The organism is Sphingomonas sp. BRN-1R (assembly GCF_057748035.1).
Genome location: NZ_CM173236.1, coordinates 3,908,709 through 3,926,281, shown reverse-complemented (window position 1 = coordinate 3,926,281; position 17,573 = coordinate 3,908,709). Strand labels below are relative to the sequence as shown.

The window sequence follows — 17,573 nt, the reverse complement described above, 5'->3', positions numbered from 1 at the left end:
GGGTGACAAGGTTAAGCTCGCGTTAGCGGTGCGGCGCCCTGTCTCATTGCAGGTAGCTGACCAGGCTCATCCGCGAGAGTTGCCCGAACACCGAATAGCTCGCCTCCAGCGCGCTCTTGCGCGTGGCGATGTCGATCGCGACCTGCCCGAGATCGGCATCCTCATTGTCGCTGACGATGCTTTTGAGCAGCGACGTGCGCGCCTGCGCGCGCGTGTCGAGCGTGTCGACCTCGGCCATCTTGCGGCCGTTCTCGGCGTTGACGTCGCGCAACTGGCCGAGCCCGCTGTCGATCTTCGACACCGCGTCGGTGAGCGCGGCCTTCTGCGCATCGGTCATCGTCGCGCCGATCGGACCGGCCTGCGCGAGCGTCTTGAACGCCTCGAACAGCCCGCCGCCGGCATCGCTCGCCAGCACACCCACCGTCATGTCCTGCCCCTCGGCGACATGCGCGGTGGCGCGCTTCTGATCGTTGGCGAAGGCGCCCGTAGCGTCGGTGGTGGTGAGGTCGGCGAGCGTGGCCGGTTTGAACGGCGCGGTGTCGGTCTGCGATCCGGCAAAGATGGCGATGCCGCCTTCGGTGGTGTTGAGCGCGCCGCGAAACTGTTCGAACGCCGCCTGGATCGTGCTTTGCAGACCGGCGGTTTGGCCGCTGCCGATCGCGCTGAGGATCTGCGTCCGCAGATCGCTCGCGCTGCTGTCGATCGCGGACAGCGCGGTATCCTGGATCGACAGGGTGGTGCTGGCCTGCGCGGTCGCCCCCGATTCGGCCTTCTGCCGAGCGAGCAGCGAATGCGCCGACACGGTGCGCACGCCATCGGTGCCGAGCGAGGCGTAATCGGGCGCCTTGCTCCCTGAGGCGAGCTGCGCCTGCGACACCGCAAGCTGCGATTGCGCGCGCTGGATGCCCGAAACCAGCACGGACTGGAGCGGAATGGTGGCGATGCGGGTCATGGATCGTCCCTTTAGTGAATCATGTCGAGCAGGGTGTCGTACATCTGGCTCGCGGTGGTGATGACGCGGGCGGCGGCCGAATAGCTGTTCTGGAGCACCACCATCTGCGACAGTTCCTCGTCGAGATTGACGCCGGAGAAATTGTCACGCCGGTTGACCGCGTCGGTCTTGCTCGCGCTGGCGACGCTCGACCGGCTCGCCGCCTGGGTCGCGTCGATTCCCGCGCTGTTGACGAGATTGGCGGCATAGGTTTCGAGGCTCGCCTTGCCGCCGGTGCCGAAATCGCTGGTGCCGGCCAGCGCGTTGACGAGCGCGGTCGCGCCGCTGGTGTCGCCGGTGCCGAGCGCCTGCTTGCCGACCGCGGCCGACGTGTCGAGCGTCGCGATCGGCAGCTTGCGCGTATCACCGGCAAGATCGACGCGCACGCCGCCGTTCGTCAGCGCAGCGGCCGCGCCGGTCAGCCCGGACAGCGCCGTGAACGACACGCCGGTGCCGAGCCGGTTGGTCGAATCGGACGGGATGGAGATCGCCGCACCGCCGACCGAGGCCTTGGGGGTGAACTGGAAACGACCGCTCGCGTCGAGCGCGAAGCTGCCGAAATGGCCGAGGTCGCTGCCGTTGAGCTGGGTGACGAGATCGCCGATCGTGCCGCCTGCCGCCGGAGTGAGGACGTGCGATGCGAGCATGCGGCCGTTGCCGTCGCGCAGGTCGATCTCGGCGGTCTGGCCGGCGGCGAAGCCGCTCGCGTCGCTGGCGGTGAAGCCGGCGGCGACCAGCGGCGACACGTCGCTGCGCACCACGTCGTTCAAACCGAAATAGTGCGAGAAGCCCGCGCCGCCCCGGTCGCTCGCCGGGGTGCCCTGCGCGACCACGACGCCGTTGCCGCTCGCGGCGGCTGTGAGGGTGAGCTTGCCGGTCGCATCGAGCGTCGCGGTCGCCGCACCGCCGAGGCCGGCGTTGATCGCCGACAGCGCGTCCCCCACGCTCGCGTTCGCGCCCATCGCGGAGAAGTCGAGGCTGGTCTTGGCGACGAGCTTCCCGCTCGCATCGGTGACGGCGAAAGTCGCCGCGCCGGTAAAGCCGAGCCGGTCGGTTGCGGTCAGCCCGGTCGCGTGACCTTCGAGGCTGTTCGGCGCAGGCACGGTGGTGTTGGCGTTGCTGGCGGCGTTCAAGGTGTTGGCGAGTCCGGTGAACAGCGTGCCGAGCTTCTCCTCGAAGGCGGGCAAAGTCTGGTCGCGCAGCGCCATCAGTCCGCCCATCTTGCCGCCGATCGAACCGCCGTCGAGCGTATCCCCGGTGGACTTGCCGGCTGCGGTGTCGCCATCGCCGAAGCGCAGCGTGATCGGCGGATAGCTCGCCTGCGCGCCAGCCTGTTCGCCGACCGGATAGGACAGTTGCCGCAACCGGCTGTCGAGCAATGTGGTGCCGTTCGCGGTTTCGATGGTGACGCGCCCGTCGCTCTGGTTGCGCACCGTCACCTTCATCAGCCCGCTCAACTCCTCGATCGCGCTCGCACGCTGGTCGCTGGCGGTGGCGCTGTTGCGCCCCAGCCCCTGCGCCTGCGAGATCGTGCCGTTGAGCGTGTAGATCTGCTTCAGCAGCACGTTCGCGCGGTCCACGCTGCCGCTGAGATCGCCCGCAATGTCGTCGGCGAGCGCCTGCGTGTCGGCCTGCGTCTGCTTGAGACCGGCGATCGCATCCTGCACATTGGCGACGAACACCGCTTTCTTCTGCGTGGCGCCCGCCGTGCCGGTCAGGTCGATCGCCGCGGACGAGATCGCGTCGATCCGGCCCGGCAGCCCCGAGGCATCCCCCGGCGCGCCGAGCAGCGCCTGGAGCCGCGTCTTGTAATCGGTCTGGACGTCGGCCTGCCCCGCGTCGCCCGCGCGGCGATAGACGGTCTCCTCCAGGAAACGATCGGCGACACGGGTCGGCTCGCCGATCGTGACGCCGCCGTTGACGTTGGAGGTGATCGCCACCGTCTCGCGTGCGTAGCCCGCCGTGTTGATGTTGGCGATGTTGTTGGAAACGCCGCGCAAACCCGCTTGCGACGCGGCGAGCCCCGATATGGCGGTGCCGAGAATATCGTTGAGTGACATGAGGTTTGGTTCCCGGCTCGCTTGGGCGATCAGCGCTTCAGGTTGGTGATTTCCTGGAGCATGTCGTCCACGGTCGTGATGATCTTGGACGACGCGCTATAGGCCCGCTGGAAGCGGATCATGTTGGTGAACTCGCCGGCGAGATCGACGTTCGACTGTTCGAGCGTGCCTTCGGAGATGGTGCCCGAACCGCCCGCGCTCGCCGCGTTCAGCAGCATGTCGCCCGACGCGCCCGACACCTGATAGCCGTTGCCCGATACGCGGGTGAGGCCATCCGGATTGGCGAAGGTGGCGAGCGGAAGCTGGAACACCGCGCGCTTGGTGCCGTCTTCGAAGATCGCGCTGACCACCCCGGACTTGGAGATGTCGACCGAGGCGACGTCGCCGGCCGGGCCGCCGTTGATCGTCTTGGCGATCGTGCCCGAAGCGTTGGCGAACTGGGTGAAGCCGTCCATGCCGCCGTTGGTGCCGATGTCGAGCTTGATCGGCTGCGACGCGGCGCCATTGGTCCAGGTCGGGTTGAGCGACGCGAACAGCGCGGGCGAGGAACCGGCGACGTCGAGGCTGCCGTCGGGGTTGAACTTCATCGTGCCGCTGGCGAGCAGGCCGCCGGTCGCGGTCACGTCGGTCCGGGGATCGGCATAGACTTCGGTCTGCCAGGTGTTGGCGTCGGTCCGCACCATGCCGAGCGTGAGGTTGTGCGGGTTGCCCTGACCGTCATAGACTTGCAGCGACTGCGAGAAGGCGGGGTTGGCGGTGCCGGACGCCATGTCGCCGCTGGCGTACGTGCCGGCGTAGAGCGCGGTGGTCGACTGGACATTGGCGCGCAACTCGACCTTGGTGGTCGGCGCGGCGGTGCCGCTCAGGTCGCTGAGGCGAACCGATTCGAGGTTCGAAACGGTGCCGTTGTTCGCGTAACTGCCGTTCGCGTCGAGCTTCCAGCCTTGCAGGTAGAAGCCTGCGCTGTTCTTGAGATAACCGGCATCATCGGGTGCGAACGCACCGGCGCGGGTATAGGCGATCGCCGATCCGGTCGGCGATTCGGTGCGCGTCACGAAGAATCCGTTGCCCTGGATGCCGAGGTCGTTGACGCCCGAGGACGCCTGCAACAGCCCCTGTTTCGAGATCAACGAGCGCGGCGCCAGCGTCACGCCGCCAGCGGTATAGCTCGCATCGGTGCGCCCGTCGGTGACGAGCGTGACGAACTGCGAATCGACCGCCTTGTAGCCGACCGTGTTCACGTTGGTGATATTGTCCGCGACGGTCGCCATCGCGTTCGACTGGGCGTTCAGACCGGACACGCCGGCATAGAAAGCGGAATAGAGGCTCAAGGGTTCACTCCTGCACCCGGGCAGCGCGCCCGTTCAGAAGCATTGTAGGAAGCCGTGCGGCTCCGGCCAAAACGGCAAAATTTTCCTAGCTGCGCGCACCTTGGCGTGGCCGTCCTCCTATAACGTAGCCAAGGACACGATCATCAGGCGATAGCGACATGCTCAAGATAACCCTGCGCAGCGACGAGAAGCTGGTCATCAACGGCGCGGTGCTCCGCGCCGTCGGCCGTACCGAATTGTTCATCGAGAACGAGGTCGCGCTGCTGCGCGGCCGCGAGGTGATGAGCCCGGAGGAAGCCAACACGCCTGCGCGCCGGCTCTATTTCGCGTGCATGATGGCGTATCTCGACGCGCAAGGCCGCGATGCGCACCGCGAGAGCATCCTCACGCTGCTCGCCGATCTGATGGGTGCGCTCGAAGCGCCCGAGGCGCGCGCCTTGTGCGTCGCCTTCGCGCATCATGTGGGTTCAAGCGATTATTACCGTGCGCTCGCCGATTGCCGCGGGCTGATCGAATATGAAACCGGCGTGCTGTCGCCGGTCGCGGCGTAAGCGAATACCGCTGTGCACAGCCTCGCCTCCGCCGCCCGCGCGCTGCGCGCTAGCCCGGTCGAGCGCCATTTCGGGCGCGTCGTCGCGGTGCGTGGCGCGCTGATCGAGGTGGACGGCTTCCTCGGCGCGGCGAGCATCGGCGCACGGGTCGCGCTGCGCACGCCCGAGGGGCCGGTCGAGGCGGAAGTGACTGGGCTCGATCGCGGGGCCGCGCTGTGCCTGCCGTTCAGCGATCCGCACGGCATCGCCAGCGGCGCGCGGGTTGATCTCGTCTCCGATCAGGTCTCGATCCGGCCGAGCCATGCGTGGCTGGGGCGGATGGTCGACGGGCTCGGCCGTCCGGTCGACGGCAAGGGGCCGCTCGCTCTGGGTGCCGAACCGCGCTCGATGAAGGCCGAACCCCCCGCCGCCGCCGAGCGCGGCCGCGTCGGCCACCGCGTCGATACCGGGGTGCGGGCGCTCGATCTGTTCGCGCCGCTCTGCCTCGGCCAGCGGCTCGGGCTGTTCGCGGGTTCGGGCGTCGGCAAGTCGGTGCTGTTGTCTATGCTGGCGCGCTGGACCGACTGCGATGTCGCGGTGATCGGGCTGATCGGCGAACGCGGCCGCGAGGTGAAGGAATTCGTCGAGGACGATCTCGGCCCGGAGGGGCTCGCGCGCAGCGTCGTGGTGGTCGCCACCTCGGACGCGCCCGCGCTGATGCGGCGGCAGGCGGCGTGGACCACGCTGTCTATCGCCGAGCATTTCCGCGATCAGGGCCTCAACGTGCTGTGCCTGATGGATTCGGTGACGCGCTTCGCGATGGCGCAGCGCGAGATCGGCCTCGCCAATGGCGAGCCGCCCGCCTCCAAAGGCTATACCCCCACCGTGTTCGCCGAACTGCCGCGCCTGCTCGAGCGGGCGGGGCCGGGGCTGCACGGCCACGGCTCGATCACCGGGCTGTTCACCGTGCTGGTCGACGGCGACGATCATAACGAGCCGGTGGCGGATGCGGTGCGCGGCATCCTCGACGGGCACGTCGTCATCACCCGCCGCATCGCCGAGCGGGGTCGCTATCCGGCGATCGACATTCTCAAATCGGTATCGCGCACGCTGCCGCACTGCCAGTCGGCGGAGGAGAACGCCTTGCGCATCCGGGCACGCGGGCTGCTCTCGACGTTCGGCGAGATGGAGGAGATGGTGCGGCTCGGCGCGTACAAGGCCGGCGCCAACCCGGCGGTCGACGCGGCGATGCGGCTCGCGCCGCAAATCGAGGACATGCTCAAGCAGGGCAAGCAGCAGCAGGGCGGGGGCGGCGGCGACTTCGCACGCCTCGCCGAGCTGTTCGCCGAGGATGATGCCGCGACAGGAGCGCAGCCGTGAAGACACCGGTCGATCCCGTCGTTCGTCTCCAGCGTCGCTCGGTCGATGATCTGCGTGGGCGGATCAGCAGCGAAGTGACGCGGCTGGTGGATATCGACGCCGCCCGCGCCGCGATCGAGGCCGATGTCGCGGCGCAATATCAGGTCGTCGCGGGCGACTGGGCGATGTCGATGCACGGCTTCGCGCAGCGCCGCCGTGCCGATCGCGGCAAGCTCGACGCCGAACGCCGCGACGCGATGGCGCGGCTAGACCGGCTGCGCGGCGAGGCGGCGGAGGCCTACGGCAAGCTCAAGGCCGCCGAGGATGCCGCCGAACGCTTCCGCGACGAGGCCAATGCCGCGATCGCGCTCGCCGAACAGAACGCCGCCGACGATTTCGCGCTCGGCCGCTTCGTCGCGCGCAAGGCCGCCGCGCTCAAGCAGGAGCGCCGGGCATGAGCCACCGCGTCGACACACACGCCATCGCCGCCACACACGCGCAGCGCGAGGCACGCGCCCGCGCGATCTACGCCGAGGCGCAGTCGCAGATCACCAGCCGGCTGTGGCAGGCCGCGATCGGCGGGGCGGATGGCGTCACCTCGGCAGTGTCCGACGCGCCGCCGCTCGCGCGCGGGTTCGAGGCCTTGCTGACCCGCTTCGATCGCAGTTCCGCGACCGTCTCGACACCCAGCGCGCAACCGGCGGCGGCCCAAAGCGCGGCCAGCGTCCCCAGCGACGATCCCGAACCCGCCGAGATCGACGGGCTCGGCGCCAACGAGCGCCACCGCACCGCACTGGAAAAGGCATCTGCGCGCAGCGGCATCCCCGCCGCCTCGCTCGCCTCGATCATCGACGCGGAAGCCGCCAAGGGCCACGACGGGCGCTGGAACGTCTATTCGCGCAACCCGCGCTCGAGCGCGGCCGGGCTCGGCCAGTTCATCAGCGGCACCTGGGTCGGCATGGCCGAACAGGCCGGCAGTTTCCTCAACAACGTCGCGAAAGCCAATGGCTGGCTGTGCGCGAACGGCAAGCTGCTGCCCGAGGCGCGTACCAAGGTGCTGGCGCTGCGCTATGACGCCGAAGCCTCGATCCAGACGATTGCCGACTATTCGCGCTGCAATCTCGATCGGCTGAAGAAGTGCGGCATCTCGGTCGGCAACAGTGTCGAGGAGATCAGCAAGACCGCCTATCTCGCGCATTACATGGGCCCGCGCGATGCCGCGAAGTTCCTGCGCGGCCAGCTCGACAGCGGGCGCGCACGCACCTTGCTCGCCGCGCAGATCGGCACCGCCAAGGCCGGCCGCGACATCGCGGCAGCCGGCAATGCCGCCGACGCGCACCGGATGTGGCTGGCGAGCCATGTCAGCCGCAACGTACGCCCGGCGCGCTACGTTCTCTCGGCGACCAAGACGCACGCGCTGCAATCCTGAGGCGCGGCGCCTCCGCGCGAACCAAGTGCATCCTATAATGAAATGGAACGGCGCGGCACGAGTCTCCGCACCCGCAGTTCCAACTACCGATTCGGTTTCGGCGACTCCGATTCGGCAAAATTCTGCTGGAAGATTCAGGAGTTGGCCTACGTAGTCTCCCGATGGTCCGCAGATATGCGTAAGGAGCTTTCCCGCAGTTTGCGTGCTTCCTGTACGACCAAGGTATAGGAATATGGGATATTACCTACAGGATTAACAACGATCCTTTAAGCCGGAAAACGGCAGTATAACCCCATCACGAAGCCGGCAGCGGCGCAGCGTGCATAGGGGAAACATCATGTCGAAGACCACCGATCAGCTTGAAATCGCCGTCGCCCTCGTCATCGAGAACACGCCGACCGGCGACGCCCGCCAGACCAACCGTCAGCGCGCCAATGTCGATAAGGCCTTCGCCCGCATCCTCACGCTGATCGCGCCGCGCATCCGCCACTTCATCCGCCAGTACGGTCTGGTCGCGCATTGGGACGATGCCGAGCAGGTCTGCGCGATCGCCGTGCACCGCGCCATCGCCGCCTACGATCCCGAGAAGGCGAAGTTCACCACCTTCGTCAACTGGCAGATCCGTGGCGAGCTTCAGGGCCTGCGTTTCCGCCTGATGGCCGATCAGCGCCCCTCGGCCAAGAAGGTCTCGGCCGCGACCGTTTCGCTCGATGCGCTGGCGATGGGTGTCGACGGTGAGGACGGCGTCCACGAATTCCTGATTGAAGACGAGAGCGCGCTGCCCTCGACCGAAGCCGCCGCATCGTCGTTCATGGCCGAAGGCACCGCGCAGGCGCTGCTCGACGCCTATGTCGATCACCTCCGCGATGTCGGCACCAGCCACCTGCTGCGTGCCCGCGCCAAGACCGGCAGCCGCGCCAAGGCGCTCGACGCGGGCGAGGCGGCGAAGCTCGAGGAGCGGATCCAGCGCGACCGCGATATCGTCGAACATCACCTGTTCAACGCCGACGAAGCCGCCGAGCTGCCGAGCGACCTGACCCGCGAGCGCCTGCGCCAGATCACCCGCCGCGCCAGCAAGATCATCACCGAACTGGCCGAGGACGGCGCCCACCTGCGCGCCCGCCCCGCCGGCCGCTCGCTGCTGCCGAGCGCGGCGCAGCGCCAGAGCCAGATGGTCCGCGTCAAGGCGATCGCATCGGTGCCGGTCGATTTCGACGCCGCGGGCGACGCCGCCTTCCTGCCGCGCGAGCGTGTCGAAGCCCCGCGCGGCGTGCGCCTCAACTAAGGCGCAGCGCCCGTTTCAACGAATTTTTAACGGTTCATTTCCGCCCGCTACGTACTCCTCCTATAAGTTCAAATAAGGACTTGGAGGACTAGTGAATGCGCCATCTGTCGACCCCCATCGAGTCGATCTGCCAGCCGGTTCCAGCGCGTGACGTAGCAACGCCGCCGGCATTGTCGGCAAGCGCGACGCTGACCACGGCGGCACGGGCGCTGCTCGCCGAGACGGGGTACACGCTGTTGCTGATCGAGCGGACGGTCCGTCCGGCCGGCGTTGCGATCCGCGTCGATGCGATCGCAGCGGACGGCACCCGCATCAAGGGCATTGCCCGCAGCGGCGATCCGGCGATGCGCGCGGTTTGCCACGCGGCCAATGCGGTGCTGCGCCAACTCGCCGCGATCGCCTCCGAAGGCGGGGCGATCGAGCGGATCGGCCTGATGACCGATGGCACCGGCGCGCTGTTCAGCCCCGAGCGTGCTTCGGTGGTCGGCGACGACTGGCTCGGCGCGGTGCTGGTCGGTGCGGCGACGGCGGTCGAGCTTGTCGCGTTCGATCCGCGCGGACACTGGGCGCGGCTTGCTGCGCTGCCGCACGGGCACAAGGCGCACTGATTGCTCTGAATCGGACTATTTCATCCTTAACACTTTGCGATTATGCCGCAGCAGCGCACTGGACCGCGATCGGCCGGGCGGGAGACTGGCGTGGCGGTTCGCAAGCAGACGGGTTTGAACGAGGTGACGGCGCGGCGTGACGCGCCGCGTGCGCGCGCGGCGGCACGTTCGGTGGATCGCGCGAAACGCACGATCCCCCTCGACCCGTATCGCTGCATCGTCTTCCCCAATCGTCTGCGCGAGCAGCGCCGCCTGCACGGCTTTTCCGCCTTGCTCGGCCTGTCGGCGGCGTTGCCCGCCATCCCCTATATCCGCCTGTCCAAGATCGAGCGCGGCGAGGTGGTGGCGCGTGCGGACGAGCTTCAGGCGATCGCCGCGACACTGGGCATCGCTGCCACCGACCTGCTGATCGATATCGAAGATCCCGGCTTCGACATGGCGCATTGGGTGGCGCAGCGCGGGCAGCAGCTCGAATTCGATCCGCCCGCCGAGGAGCTTGCGATCCTGCTCGCCGCCGCGTTCCGCAAGAACCGTCAGGCCGACCGCGACCTGCCGCTCGCGGTGCTGGAGAGCGCCTACGGGCTGCCGCCGGTGATCGTCTCGCGGATCGAGAATGCGGTGAAGACGCCCGATCGCTGGAACGCCACCACGCTGCGCGCGATCTGCACCATTATGGGTGCGGAAGATTTCGATGCGCTCGAACGGGACGTACGCGCCGCGCATGCCGAGGGTACGCTCGATCCGTGGATCGCGCGGTTGCCGGGCGAGGCGAGCCGCCGCCGCCGCACCGCCGAAAAGGTTGCCGATCTGCGCAAGCAGCTTGGCGGAGACGCCGCGCCGGCGCAGCCCGTCGCCACCCCGGCCGTACCCGAGACGCGTGCGCCGCTCGCGGTGTTCGGTGCGCCGCTGGCCGATGGGCTGATCGCGGCGACGCCGGCCAGCGTCACGGTCGAGGCGCCACGCGCGGCCGGCCCGGCGAGCTTCGGGCTCAGGATGTGCCGCGCGACGCTCGGCGCAGGGATGCCTGCGGGCGCGGTGCTGGTGGTCGATCCCGACGTTTTCCCCGCGCCCGGCGCGCTCGCGGTGCTGCGGGAGGGTGAGGCATATCGCGTCGTGTCGATCGGTATCGACCGCCACGGCGCGATGACCGGGTATAGCGCGCAGCCGGACAAGCAGATCGCGATCGACGCGCTCGATCCGGCATCGGTGCTGGCGGTTATCGCGGCCTATTTTCCGTAGTCGGCACCGCCGGCGCGGTGCGCGCGGGCAGCGCATCGGGCTGGTCGAAGTGGCGCGGCTGGCGGCGCGGCGCGATCGGCAGCGTGATGAGGAAGGCCGCGCCGCCCTCGCTCGCGGGTTCGGCGGCGAGCTTGCCGTCGTGACTCTCCACGATCGTGCGACAGACCGGCAGCGCGAGCCCGGAGCCGCGGCCGCGCGGGTCGGCGAACGGCTCGAGTACCTGTTGCAACGTCGCCGGGGGCAGGCCCGGACCCGAATCGGCGATGCGGATCACCACCGTCTCGCCGCGGGTCGTGATGCCGAGATCGATCTGCTTGTCCGCGCAGTCCCGCATCGCTTCGATCGCATTGTGGAAGATGCCGAGCAGCACCTGTTCGATCTGGAGCCGGTCGGCGAGGATTTCGGCATCGCTCCCGCCGTGCCGGCGGATCACCACGTTTTCGGCGGCGGCGTCCTGTGCGATCGTCGCGCAGGCATGGTCGAGGATCGCGGCAACGGATTCGCGGCGGCGCGCGGCGGCACTGTTGGGGGTGAGCGTGCGCAGCTTCTGGACGAGCTGGCCAGCGCGCATCGCCTGCGTCTGTGCCTGTAGCACCGCGTCGAGCAGTTGCGGAGGCGTGCCGTCGCCCTGCGCCTTGAGCAGGTGCGCGCACACCTGGATGTAGTTGACGATCGCGGCGAGCGGCTGATTGAGTTCGTGCGCGAGCGTGGCGGCGACGCTGCCCATCGCGCTCAGGTGCGAGACGCGCAGCATCGTCGCCTGCGCATGGCGTAGCTCGGCCTGCGCGGCCTGCGCGGCGGTCACGTCGATAGCGAGGCCGATGATCCGCTTATTGTTGTCGGTGGTGCGATAGGTGCGGCCCATGCTGTGAATCCAGCGCTGGCTGCCATCGGGCCGCTCGATCGCGTAGATCATGTCGTGGTTGTTGACCTCGCGCGAGGCGAAGCCGCTGCTGTCGATCTGGTCGAGCGTGGCCTTGTCGAACAACGCGCGCCATTCGGTGAGCGGAACGCCGTCGGTCCGTTCGGGCGAGACGCCGTGCATGCGCAGCATGTCGGCCGAGGCGATGATCGTCTGGCGTTCGAAGTCGATCTCCCACAGCCCCGCGCGCGCGGCCGACTGCGCCAGCCGCAACCGCAATTCGCTCTTGGCGAGCGCGGCCTGCGCATCCTTGCGCGCGGTGATGTCCTGCACCGCCGAGGCGGCGTAGAGCGGCCGGCCCTCCGCATCGCGGATCATCGTCGCCGACATGTTGACCCAGACGACGCGGCCGTCGCGCGTGCAATAGCGCTTCTCCACCGAGAACCGCTCGTCCGGTCGCGCGATCATCGCCTCCAGCATGCGGTCGCTGCTGGCGATATCGAGCGGATGGGTGATGTCGCGATAGGTTTTGGCGAGCAGCGCGGCGCGATCGTGCCCGGTGATCTCGCAGAAGCGGTCGTTCACCTCGAGAAAGCGCCCGTCGAGCCCGCAGCGCGCGAAGCCGGCGGCGGCCTGTTCGAACACGCCGCGATAGCGCGTTTCGGCCTCCTCGAGCGCGGCACGCGAGCGTACCGATTCGGTGGCGATCTCACCGAAGACCATCACCCCGCCGACCGCGCCGGTGGCATCGTGCCAGGGTTGCAGTTCGGAGCGTAGATACTCGCACGCGCCATCGGCCATGCGAACCTGGCTCGCCGGGCGCGAGACCCGTTCGCCCGCAAGCGCCCGGCTCGGGCCGTCGCCGAGGTGCGCGGCATAGGCGGCGAGCACGTCGGCGGGGCGCTGGCCGAGGATCGACGGTCGATCCTCCAGTCGCAGGTCGCGCAGGTAGCGGCGCGACACCGCCACGTAGCGCAGATCGTCGTCGAGCGCCGCGATCGCGACCGGCGCGTCGGCGACGAAGGCGGTCAGGTCATGGTCGCGCGCGCCGCCCTGCGCGACCGCGCGCGCACGTCGCACGCTGCCGATCGCCTCGATCAGCAGCGTGGCGATCACGGTCAGCGCAAGGAACCGCGCCACTTCGAACGGCATCGGCGCCGCACCTGCGGAGACGGCAAGCGCGGCCAGCGCCGCGCAGCCGAGCAGCACCAGCGCGGCGGCGCTGGCGCGATGGCGATAGGCGCAGGCGGCCCAGAGCAGCAGCGGGACGGCGACCCAGATGCCAGGCGTGACCCCCAGCGCCGAGAGCGCCGCTCCGCCGAGCAGAACCAGTCCGGCCGCACCGGCAAGTCCGCGTGCCGCTCCGCCGCGCCGCGCGGTGCCGGTCCACAGCAGCGCCGACCAGGCGAGCGCCACCTGAAGCGGCACGTCGATGGCGAGTGCGCGCAGCGTCTCCGCTCCGTCAATGGGCATGCCGCGCAGTACCGACCCCAGCACCGCACCGCCGGTGGATATCACGACGATCGCCCCCGCCAGTGCCACCAGATGGAACAGGGTCGGTTCGAGCAGCCGTCCGTCCTCGGCCTCGGGGATCACGGTCGCGCCGAGCCATGCGGTCGATGCTTCGGCGAGGGCGGCAAGCATGTCGAGCAGCGGCGGATCGCCATGCGGCTGCGCGAGCAGCGCCCCGAACGCGCCGAGCGCGACCGCCGGCCACAGTCGCCGCCCGCCGATCACCAGTCCGGCGATCGCGAGGCCGATGCTGGGAAGCAACGGTGCCGCGCCGCCGTGCAGCGCCGCGAGCGCAACCACGCCTGCGGTCGCGAGCGCGATCGCCACCGTCAGCAAAGCAAAGCCCGCCACAGCCGAAGACGCGCTTCGCCCGGACGCGGTCGAGACCGGCAAGGACATCATGCCCGACGATATCCGATGGCGACCTCCTGCGACATTCCGCGCCATTGCGTAGGCGCGTGACATCCCCAATCTGGTCACAATAAACGCGGGAATCCACCAGCTATTCCGCCGTTTCGCACCAATTCGCCCCATTATGGGGCGGAGATGCGATGAACGGCAGCAAGTGCAGGGTCAGACGTTAGCGTTCACTCAAATAGTAACGGTCGACGGCGGCGAGATCCTCGTCAAGATCATAGACGATCGGCTGCCCGGTCGGGATTTCGAGCCCGGTGATCTCATCATCGGGGATGTTGGAGAGATGCTTGACCAGTGCGCGCAGCGAGTTGCCGTGCGCCGAGATCAGCACGCGCTGGCCGCTCTTAAGCGCGGGTGCGATGCGAGTCTCCCAATAGGGCAGCACGCGCGCGATCGTATCCTTGAGGCTCTCGGTCGCGGGGATGGCGATACCGGCGTAACGACGGTCGGCGGAAAGATCGAACGCGCTGCCCGCCTCAAGCGGCGGCGGCGGCACGTCGAAGCTGCGGCGCCAGATATGGACCTGCTCGTCGCCGTGGCGTGCGGCGGTCTCGGCCTTGTTGAGCCCGGTGAGCCCGCCATAATGCCGCTCGTTCAAGCGCCAGTCCTTCTCGACCGGCAGCCACAGCCGCTGCATTTCTTCGAGCGCAAGATTGAGCGTCTTGATCGCGCGGGTCTGGAGCGAGGTGAAACAGGCGTCGAAATCGAGCCCCTTCTCGGCCATCAGCCGCCCGGCGGCGCGCGCTTCCTCGGCGCCCTGCTCGGTCACGTCGACGTCCCACCAGCCGGTGAAGCGATTCTCGAGGTTCCAGGCGGACTGGCCGTGGCGGATCAGGACGAGGCTGGGCATGCGGTCTCTCTCCCATCAGGACGATGATGCGCCTGTCCTTAGCGACTGCGCGCGCCGAGGCAACGTGCGCGCGGCGGATGCGGACGACGCGTATCGACGAATCGCGCCGGCTACCCTCGGCCCGAGCGTAGTCGAAGGCCCGACCGCCATGGGCCGGGCGCTTCGACGTGACTCGGCCGGAAACCGGGAGGCCGCTCGCGCCGAGCGCGCACGTCTCGACTTCGCTTGACGCGAGCGGCTAGGACAAGCGCCAGTCTCCCCGAAAGCCCGCCCATGAACCCCGTCTATACCAAGCTCGGCACCACCATCTTCGAAGCGATGTCGGCGCGGGCGCGGGCGAGCGGCGCGATCAACCTGGGGCAGGGGTTCCCCGACGGGCGTGGGCCGGAGGATGTGCTCGCGCAAGCCGCGCGCGCGCTGGTCGAGGAGTCCAACCAATATCCGCCGATGGCGGGCACGCCCGCGCTGCGGCAGGCGGTGGCGGACCATTACCGCGCGCATCAGCGGCTCGACCTCGCGGTGGAGGAGGTGATCGTCACCTCGGGCGCGACCGAGGCGCTCGCCTGCGCGATCTTCGCCCTGGTGTCGCCGGGCGACGAGGTGGTGATGTTCCAGCCGCTGTACGACGCCTATCTGCCGCTGGTCGAGCGCGCGGGCGGGGTGGCGAAGCTGGTCCGGCTCGAACCCCCGCACTGGCGCATCACCGCCGAGGCGCTGGGGGCGGTGGCGAGCGAGCGCACCCGGTTGGTGCTGCTCAACGCGCCGCTTAACCCGGCCGGCACGCTGACGTCGCCTGAGGAGCTGGCGCTGCTCGCCGACTTCTGCGTTAGCCACGACGCCATCGCAATCTGCGACGAGGTGTGGGAGCATGTCGTGTTCGATGGCGCGCAGCACCGCTCGTTGATCGCTGAGGCCGGCATGCGCGAGCGTACCGTCAAGATCGGCTCGGCGGGCAAGATCTTCTCGCTTACGGGCTGGAAGGTCGGCTGGATGTGTGCCGCGCCGCGCCTTGCTGCCGTACTCGCCAAGGCGCACCAGTTCATGACGTTCACCACCCCGCCCAATCTTCAGGCGGGCGCGGCCTATGGGTTGGGCAAGGATGTCGCCTATTTCGACGACATGCGCGCGGGCTACCAGCGCTCGCGCGATCGGCTGACGGCGGGGCTGACTCGGCTCGGCTATGCGGTGCTGCCGTGTTCGGCGACGTATTTCATCAACATCGACCTCACCGCCTCCGGCGTCGACATGGGGGATGTCGCCTTCGCGGAATGGCTGATCGCGGAGGCCGGAGTCGCCACCATCCCGGTCAGCGCCTTCTACGCGCAAGCACCGGTGACGAACGTGGTGCGGCTGTGCTTCGCCAAGCAGGACGCGACGCTGGACGCGGCGCTCGGTCGGATGACGCGGCGGCCCTGAGCGGCGGAACGCTCGGCGCTTCCGTTCGCCCCGAGTGAAGTCGAGGGGCCGGCGCAGGTGTCTCGACTTCGCTCGACACGAACGGAGAGGGCAGGGGGCAAAAAAACGGCCCGCCCTCGTGAGAGAGCGGGCCGTTAGCGTTCGGTCGGAACCGGTGCTTAGGAGAACTTCTGTCCCAGCTCGCGGTTGATGAACAGTGCGGCGATCGTGCCGATCGCGCCCGACAGCAGGTATCCGCCCGCCGCCATCAGCCCGAAGTGGCTCGCCAGCGCGAGCGCGGCGAGCGGCGCGAACGCCGCGCCGAACAGCCACGCCAGATCCGAGGTCAGCGCCGAGCCGGTATAGCGGTGGTGGCTCGCGAAGTTCGCCGCGACAACGCCCGAGGACTGGCCGAAACCGATGCCGAGGATCGCGAAGCCGAGCACCATGAAGACGATCTCGCCCACATCGCCACCGGCGAGGAGCTGCGGCGCGAAGCCGCTGAACACCGCGATCGCCGCCGCCGACACGCCGAGCACGTAGCGCCGCCCGAACCGGTCGGCGAGCGCGCCCGACGCGAGCACCGCCGCGAAGCCGACCACGCCGCCGAGGATCTCGATCTCTAGGAAGCGCGCCGGGTTCTGCTTGGTGAACAGGAACACCCACGACAGCGGGAACACCGTGACCATGTGGAACAAGGCGAAGCTGGCGAGCGGGGCGAACGCGCCGATGATGATGTTGCGGCCCTGCTTGGTGACGGTGTCGAACACGGGAGCGGGCTGGAGGTCGCGGCTCTCGAACAGATTCTGGTAATCGGGGGTCGAGACGATGCGCAGCCGCGCGAACAGCGCGACGACGTTGATCGCGAACGCCACGAAGAACGGATAGCGCCAGCCCCATTCGATGAAATCGTTGGCGGACAGGGTCGAGACGAGGAACGCGAACAGCGCGCTCGCCACGATCAGGCCGAGCGGCGCGCCGAGCTGCGGCACCATCGCATACCAGCCACGCCGGTTCTCGGGCGCGTTGAGCGCGAGCAGCGAGGCGAGCCCGTCCCACGCGCCGCCAAGCGCGAGGCCCTGGCCGATGCGGAACAGCGCGAGCAGGATGCCAGCCGACTTGCCGATCTGTTCGCTGCCCGGCAGGAACGCCACCGCCGCGGTCGCGCCGCCGAGCATGAAGATCGCGATCGTCAGCTTCGGCCCGCGACCGTAGATGCGGTCGATCGTCATGAAGATCAGCGAGCCGATCGGGCGGGCGATGAACGCCAGCGCGAAGATCGCAAACGAATAGAAGGTGCCGGTCAGCCGGTCGACGTCCGAGAAGATCATCTGCGGGAAGACCAGCACCGACGCGATCGCATAGACGAAGAAGTCGAAGAATTCCGACGTGCGCCCGATGATGACGCCGATGGCGATCTCGGCAGGAGCGATATCGCCGTGCTTGCCGACATTGTCGTGCGTGCCGCGCGCATCCGTGCCATGACCGCCGGGCGGCGCGCTGGCTGGAGAGTTGCCGATGGTCTTCGTACTCATATCACGACTCCGGTATGGCGGCGCGCCGCGCAAAGTAGGCACGGCGAGTCGATCGCGGATCGGGCCCGCGCGGTCAAGCCGGCCTCTCGGTTATTGCTCGCAACTGCGGGATTGGACAAAATGTCCTATGTTGCGCTGCGGGAGCCATGCTAGGCGCCGCTCCATGCCCG

At 68.6% G+C, this 17,573-nt stretch carries 14 protein-coding genes; 8 read left to right on the top strand and 6 right to left on the bottom strand.

Annotation, left to right across the window (positions count from 1 at the left end; all coding sequences use genetic code 11):
- Positions 1 to 43: 43 nt before the first annotated feature.
- Genes AC3ANX_RS18250 through AC3ANX_RS18240 form a run of 3 tightly spaced genes read right to left on the bottom strand, consistent with a single transcriptional unit; the run spans position 44 to position 4,382 of the window.
- A complete protein-coding gene (locus tag AC3ANX_RS18250; protein ID WP_488334646.1) occupies positions 44 to 952 on the bottom strand; it encodes a flagellin family protein in 909 nt (302 codons plus the stop codon).
- An 11-nt stretch (positions 953 to 963) separates the two neighbouring features.
- Entirely contained in the window at positions 964 to 3,051 is a 2,088-nt protein-coding gene (locus AC3ANX_RS18245) for a FlgK family flagellar hook-associated protein (RefSeq protein ID WP_488334645.1), read from the bottom strand.
- Positions 3,052 to 3,080: 29 nt separating this feature from the next.
- Positions 3,081 to 4,382: a flagellar hook protein FlgE gene (locus AC3ANX_RS18240; RefSeq protein ID WP_488334644.1), complete on the bottom strand. Its 1,302-nt coding sequence runs from the start codon at positions 4,380 to 4,382 to the stop codon at positions 3,081 to 3,083.
- A gap of 158 nt (positions 4,383 to 4,540) precedes the next feature.
- On the opposite strand from AC3ANX_RS18240, the gene AC3ANX_RS18235 reads away from it, so the two are divergent.
- The 7 genes from AC3ANX_RS18235 to AC3ANX_RS18205 all read left to right on the top strand — a co-directional run bounded on the left by AC3ANX_RS18235 (position 4,541) and on the right by AC3ANX_RS18205 (position 10,832).
- The gene (locus AC3ANX_RS18235) at positions 4,541 to 4,933 is read left to right on the top strand and encodes a flagellar biosynthesis repressor FlbT (RefSeq protein WP_488334643.1); all 393 of its coding nucleotides are present in this window, start codon (positions 4,541 to 4,543) and stop codon (positions 4,931 to 4,933) included.
- A gap of 12 nt (positions 4,934 to 4,945) precedes the next feature.
- Positions 4,946 to 6,292, top strand: a complete 1,347-nt coding sequence (gene fliI / locus AC3ANX_RS18230) for a flagellar protein export ATPase FliI (protein ID WP_488334642.1) — start codon at positions 4,946 to 4,948, stop codon at positions 6,290 to 6,292.
- Complete coding sequence (locus AC3ANX_RS18225; protein ID WP_488334641.1) at positions 6,289 to 6,729, top strand: hypothetical protein; 441 nt, start codon at positions 6,289 to 6,291, stop codon at positions 6,727 to 6,729. Before fliI ends, AC3ANX_RS18225 begins: the two co-directional genes overlap by 4 nt.
- On the top strand, positions 6,726 to 7,700 hold the full coding sequence (locus tag AC3ANX_RS18220) for a peptidoglycan-binding protein (RefSeq protein WP_488334640.1): 975 nt from the start codon (positions 6,726 to 6,728) through the stop codon (positions 7,698 to 7,700). The genes AC3ANX_RS18225 and AC3ANX_RS18220 overlap by 4 nt, the downstream gene beginning before the upstream one ends.
- Before the next feature lie 337 nt (positions 7,701 to 8,037).
- Positions 8,038 to 8,985 (top strand): sigma-70 family RNA polymerase sigma factor, encoded by a 948-nt coding sequence (locus AC3ANX_RS18215; RefSeq protein WP_488334639.1) that lies wholly within the window; start codon positions 8,038 to 8,040, stop codon positions 8,983 to 8,985.
- Between the two features lie 95 nt (positions 8,986 to 9,080).
- Positions 9,081 to 9,593, top strand: coding sequence for a hypothetical protein (locus tag AC3ANX_RS18210; RefSeq protein ID WP_488334638.1), 513 nt, complete (start codon positions 9,081 to 9,083; stop codon positions 9,591 to 9,593).
- Positions 9,594 to 9,683: 90 nt separating this feature from the next.
- Positions 9,684 to 10,832: a helix-turn-helix domain-containing protein gene (locus AC3ANX_RS18205; RefSeq protein ID WP_488334637.1), complete on the top strand. Its 1,149-nt coding sequence runs from the start codon at positions 9,684 to 9,686 to the stop codon at positions 10,830 to 10,832.
- On the opposite strand, the gene AC3ANX_RS18200 is transcribed toward AC3ANX_RS18205, so the two are convergent.
- Together AC3ANX_RS18200 and gpmA are read right to left on the bottom strand one after the other, a co-directional pair.
- Entirely contained in the window at positions 10,810 to 13,608 is a 2,799-nt protein-coding gene (locus AC3ANX_RS18200; protein ID WP_488334636.1) for a PAS domain S-box protein, read from the bottom strand. The two genes, AC3ANX_RS18205 and AC3ANX_RS18200, sit on opposite strands and share 23 nt — an antisense overlap.
- A 178-nt stretch (positions 13,609 to 13,786) precedes the next feature.
- Entirely contained in the window at positions 13,787 to 14,473 is a 687-nt protein-coding gene (gene gpmA / locus AC3ANX_RS18195; protein WP_488334635.1) for a 2,3-diphosphoglycerate-dependent phosphoglycerate mutase, read from the bottom strand.
- Positions 14,474 to 14,746: 273 nt separating this feature from the next.
- Between gpmA and AC3ANX_RS18190 the strand changes: the two genes are divergently transcribed.
- On the top strand, positions 14,747 to 15,889 hold the full coding sequence (locus AC3ANX_RS18190; protein ID WP_488334634.1) for an aminotransferase: 1,143 nt from the start codon (positions 14,747 to 14,749) through the stop codon (positions 15,887 to 15,889).
- A 158-nt stretch (positions 15,890 to 16,047) separates the two neighbouring features.
- Here AC3ANX_RS18190 and AC3ANX_RS18185 read toward each other — a convergent pair whose 3' ends face one another.
- Positions 16,048 to 17,403, bottom strand: coding sequence for an MFS transporter (locus AC3ANX_RS18185; RefSeq protein ID WP_488334633.1), 1,356 nt, complete (start codon positions 17,401 to 17,403; stop codon positions 16,048 to 16,050).
- Between the last annotated feature and the right edge of the window lie 170 nt (positions 17,404 to 17,573).

What these genes read in the sequence shown, in the direction of transcription:
- AC3ANX_RS18250 (WP_488334646.1), bottom strand. Translation starts at nt 952, where the DNA reads ATGACCCGCATCGCCACCATTCCGCTCCAGTCCGTGCTGGTTTCGGGC.
- AC3ANX_RS18245 (WP_488334645.1), bottom strand. Translation starts at nt 3,051, where the DNA reads ATGTCACTCAACGATATTCTCGGCACCGCCATATCGGGGCTCGCCGCG.
- AC3ANX_RS18235 (WP_488334643.1), top strand. Translation starts at nt 4,541, where the DNA reads ATGCTCAAGATAACCCTGCGCAGCGACGAGAAGCTGGTCATCAACGGC.
- AC3ANX_RS18220 (WP_488334640.1), top strand. Translation starts at nt 6,726, where the DNA reads ATGAGCCACCGCGTCGACACACACGCCATCGCCGCCACACACGCGCAG.
- AC3ANX_RS18215 (WP_488334639.1), top strand. Translation starts at nt 8,038, where the DNA reads ATGTCGAAGACCACCGATCAGCTTGAAATCGCCGTCGCCCTCGTCATC.
- AC3ANX_RS18210 (WP_488334638.1), top strand. Translation starts at nt 9,081, where the DNA reads ATGCGCCATCTGTCGACCCCCATCGAGTCGATCTGCCAGCCGGTTCCA.
- AC3ANX_RS18200 (WP_488334636.1), bottom strand. Translation starts at nt 13,608, where the DNA reads ATGATGTCCTTGCCGGTCTCGACCGCGTCCGGGCGAAGCGCGTCTTCG.
- gpmA (WP_488334635.1), bottom strand. Translation starts at nt 14,473, where the DNA reads ATGCCCAGCCTCGTCCTGATCCGCCACGGCCAGTCCGCCTGGAACCTC.
- AC3ANX_RS18190 (WP_488334634.1), top strand. Translation starts at nt 14,747, where the DNA reads ATGAACCCCGTCTATACCAAGCTCGGCACCACCATCTTCGAAGCGATG.
- AC3ANX_RS18185 (WP_488334633.1), bottom strand. Translation starts at nt 17,403, where the DNA reads ATGAGTACGAAGACCATCGGCAACTCTCCAGCCAGCGCGCCGCCCGGC.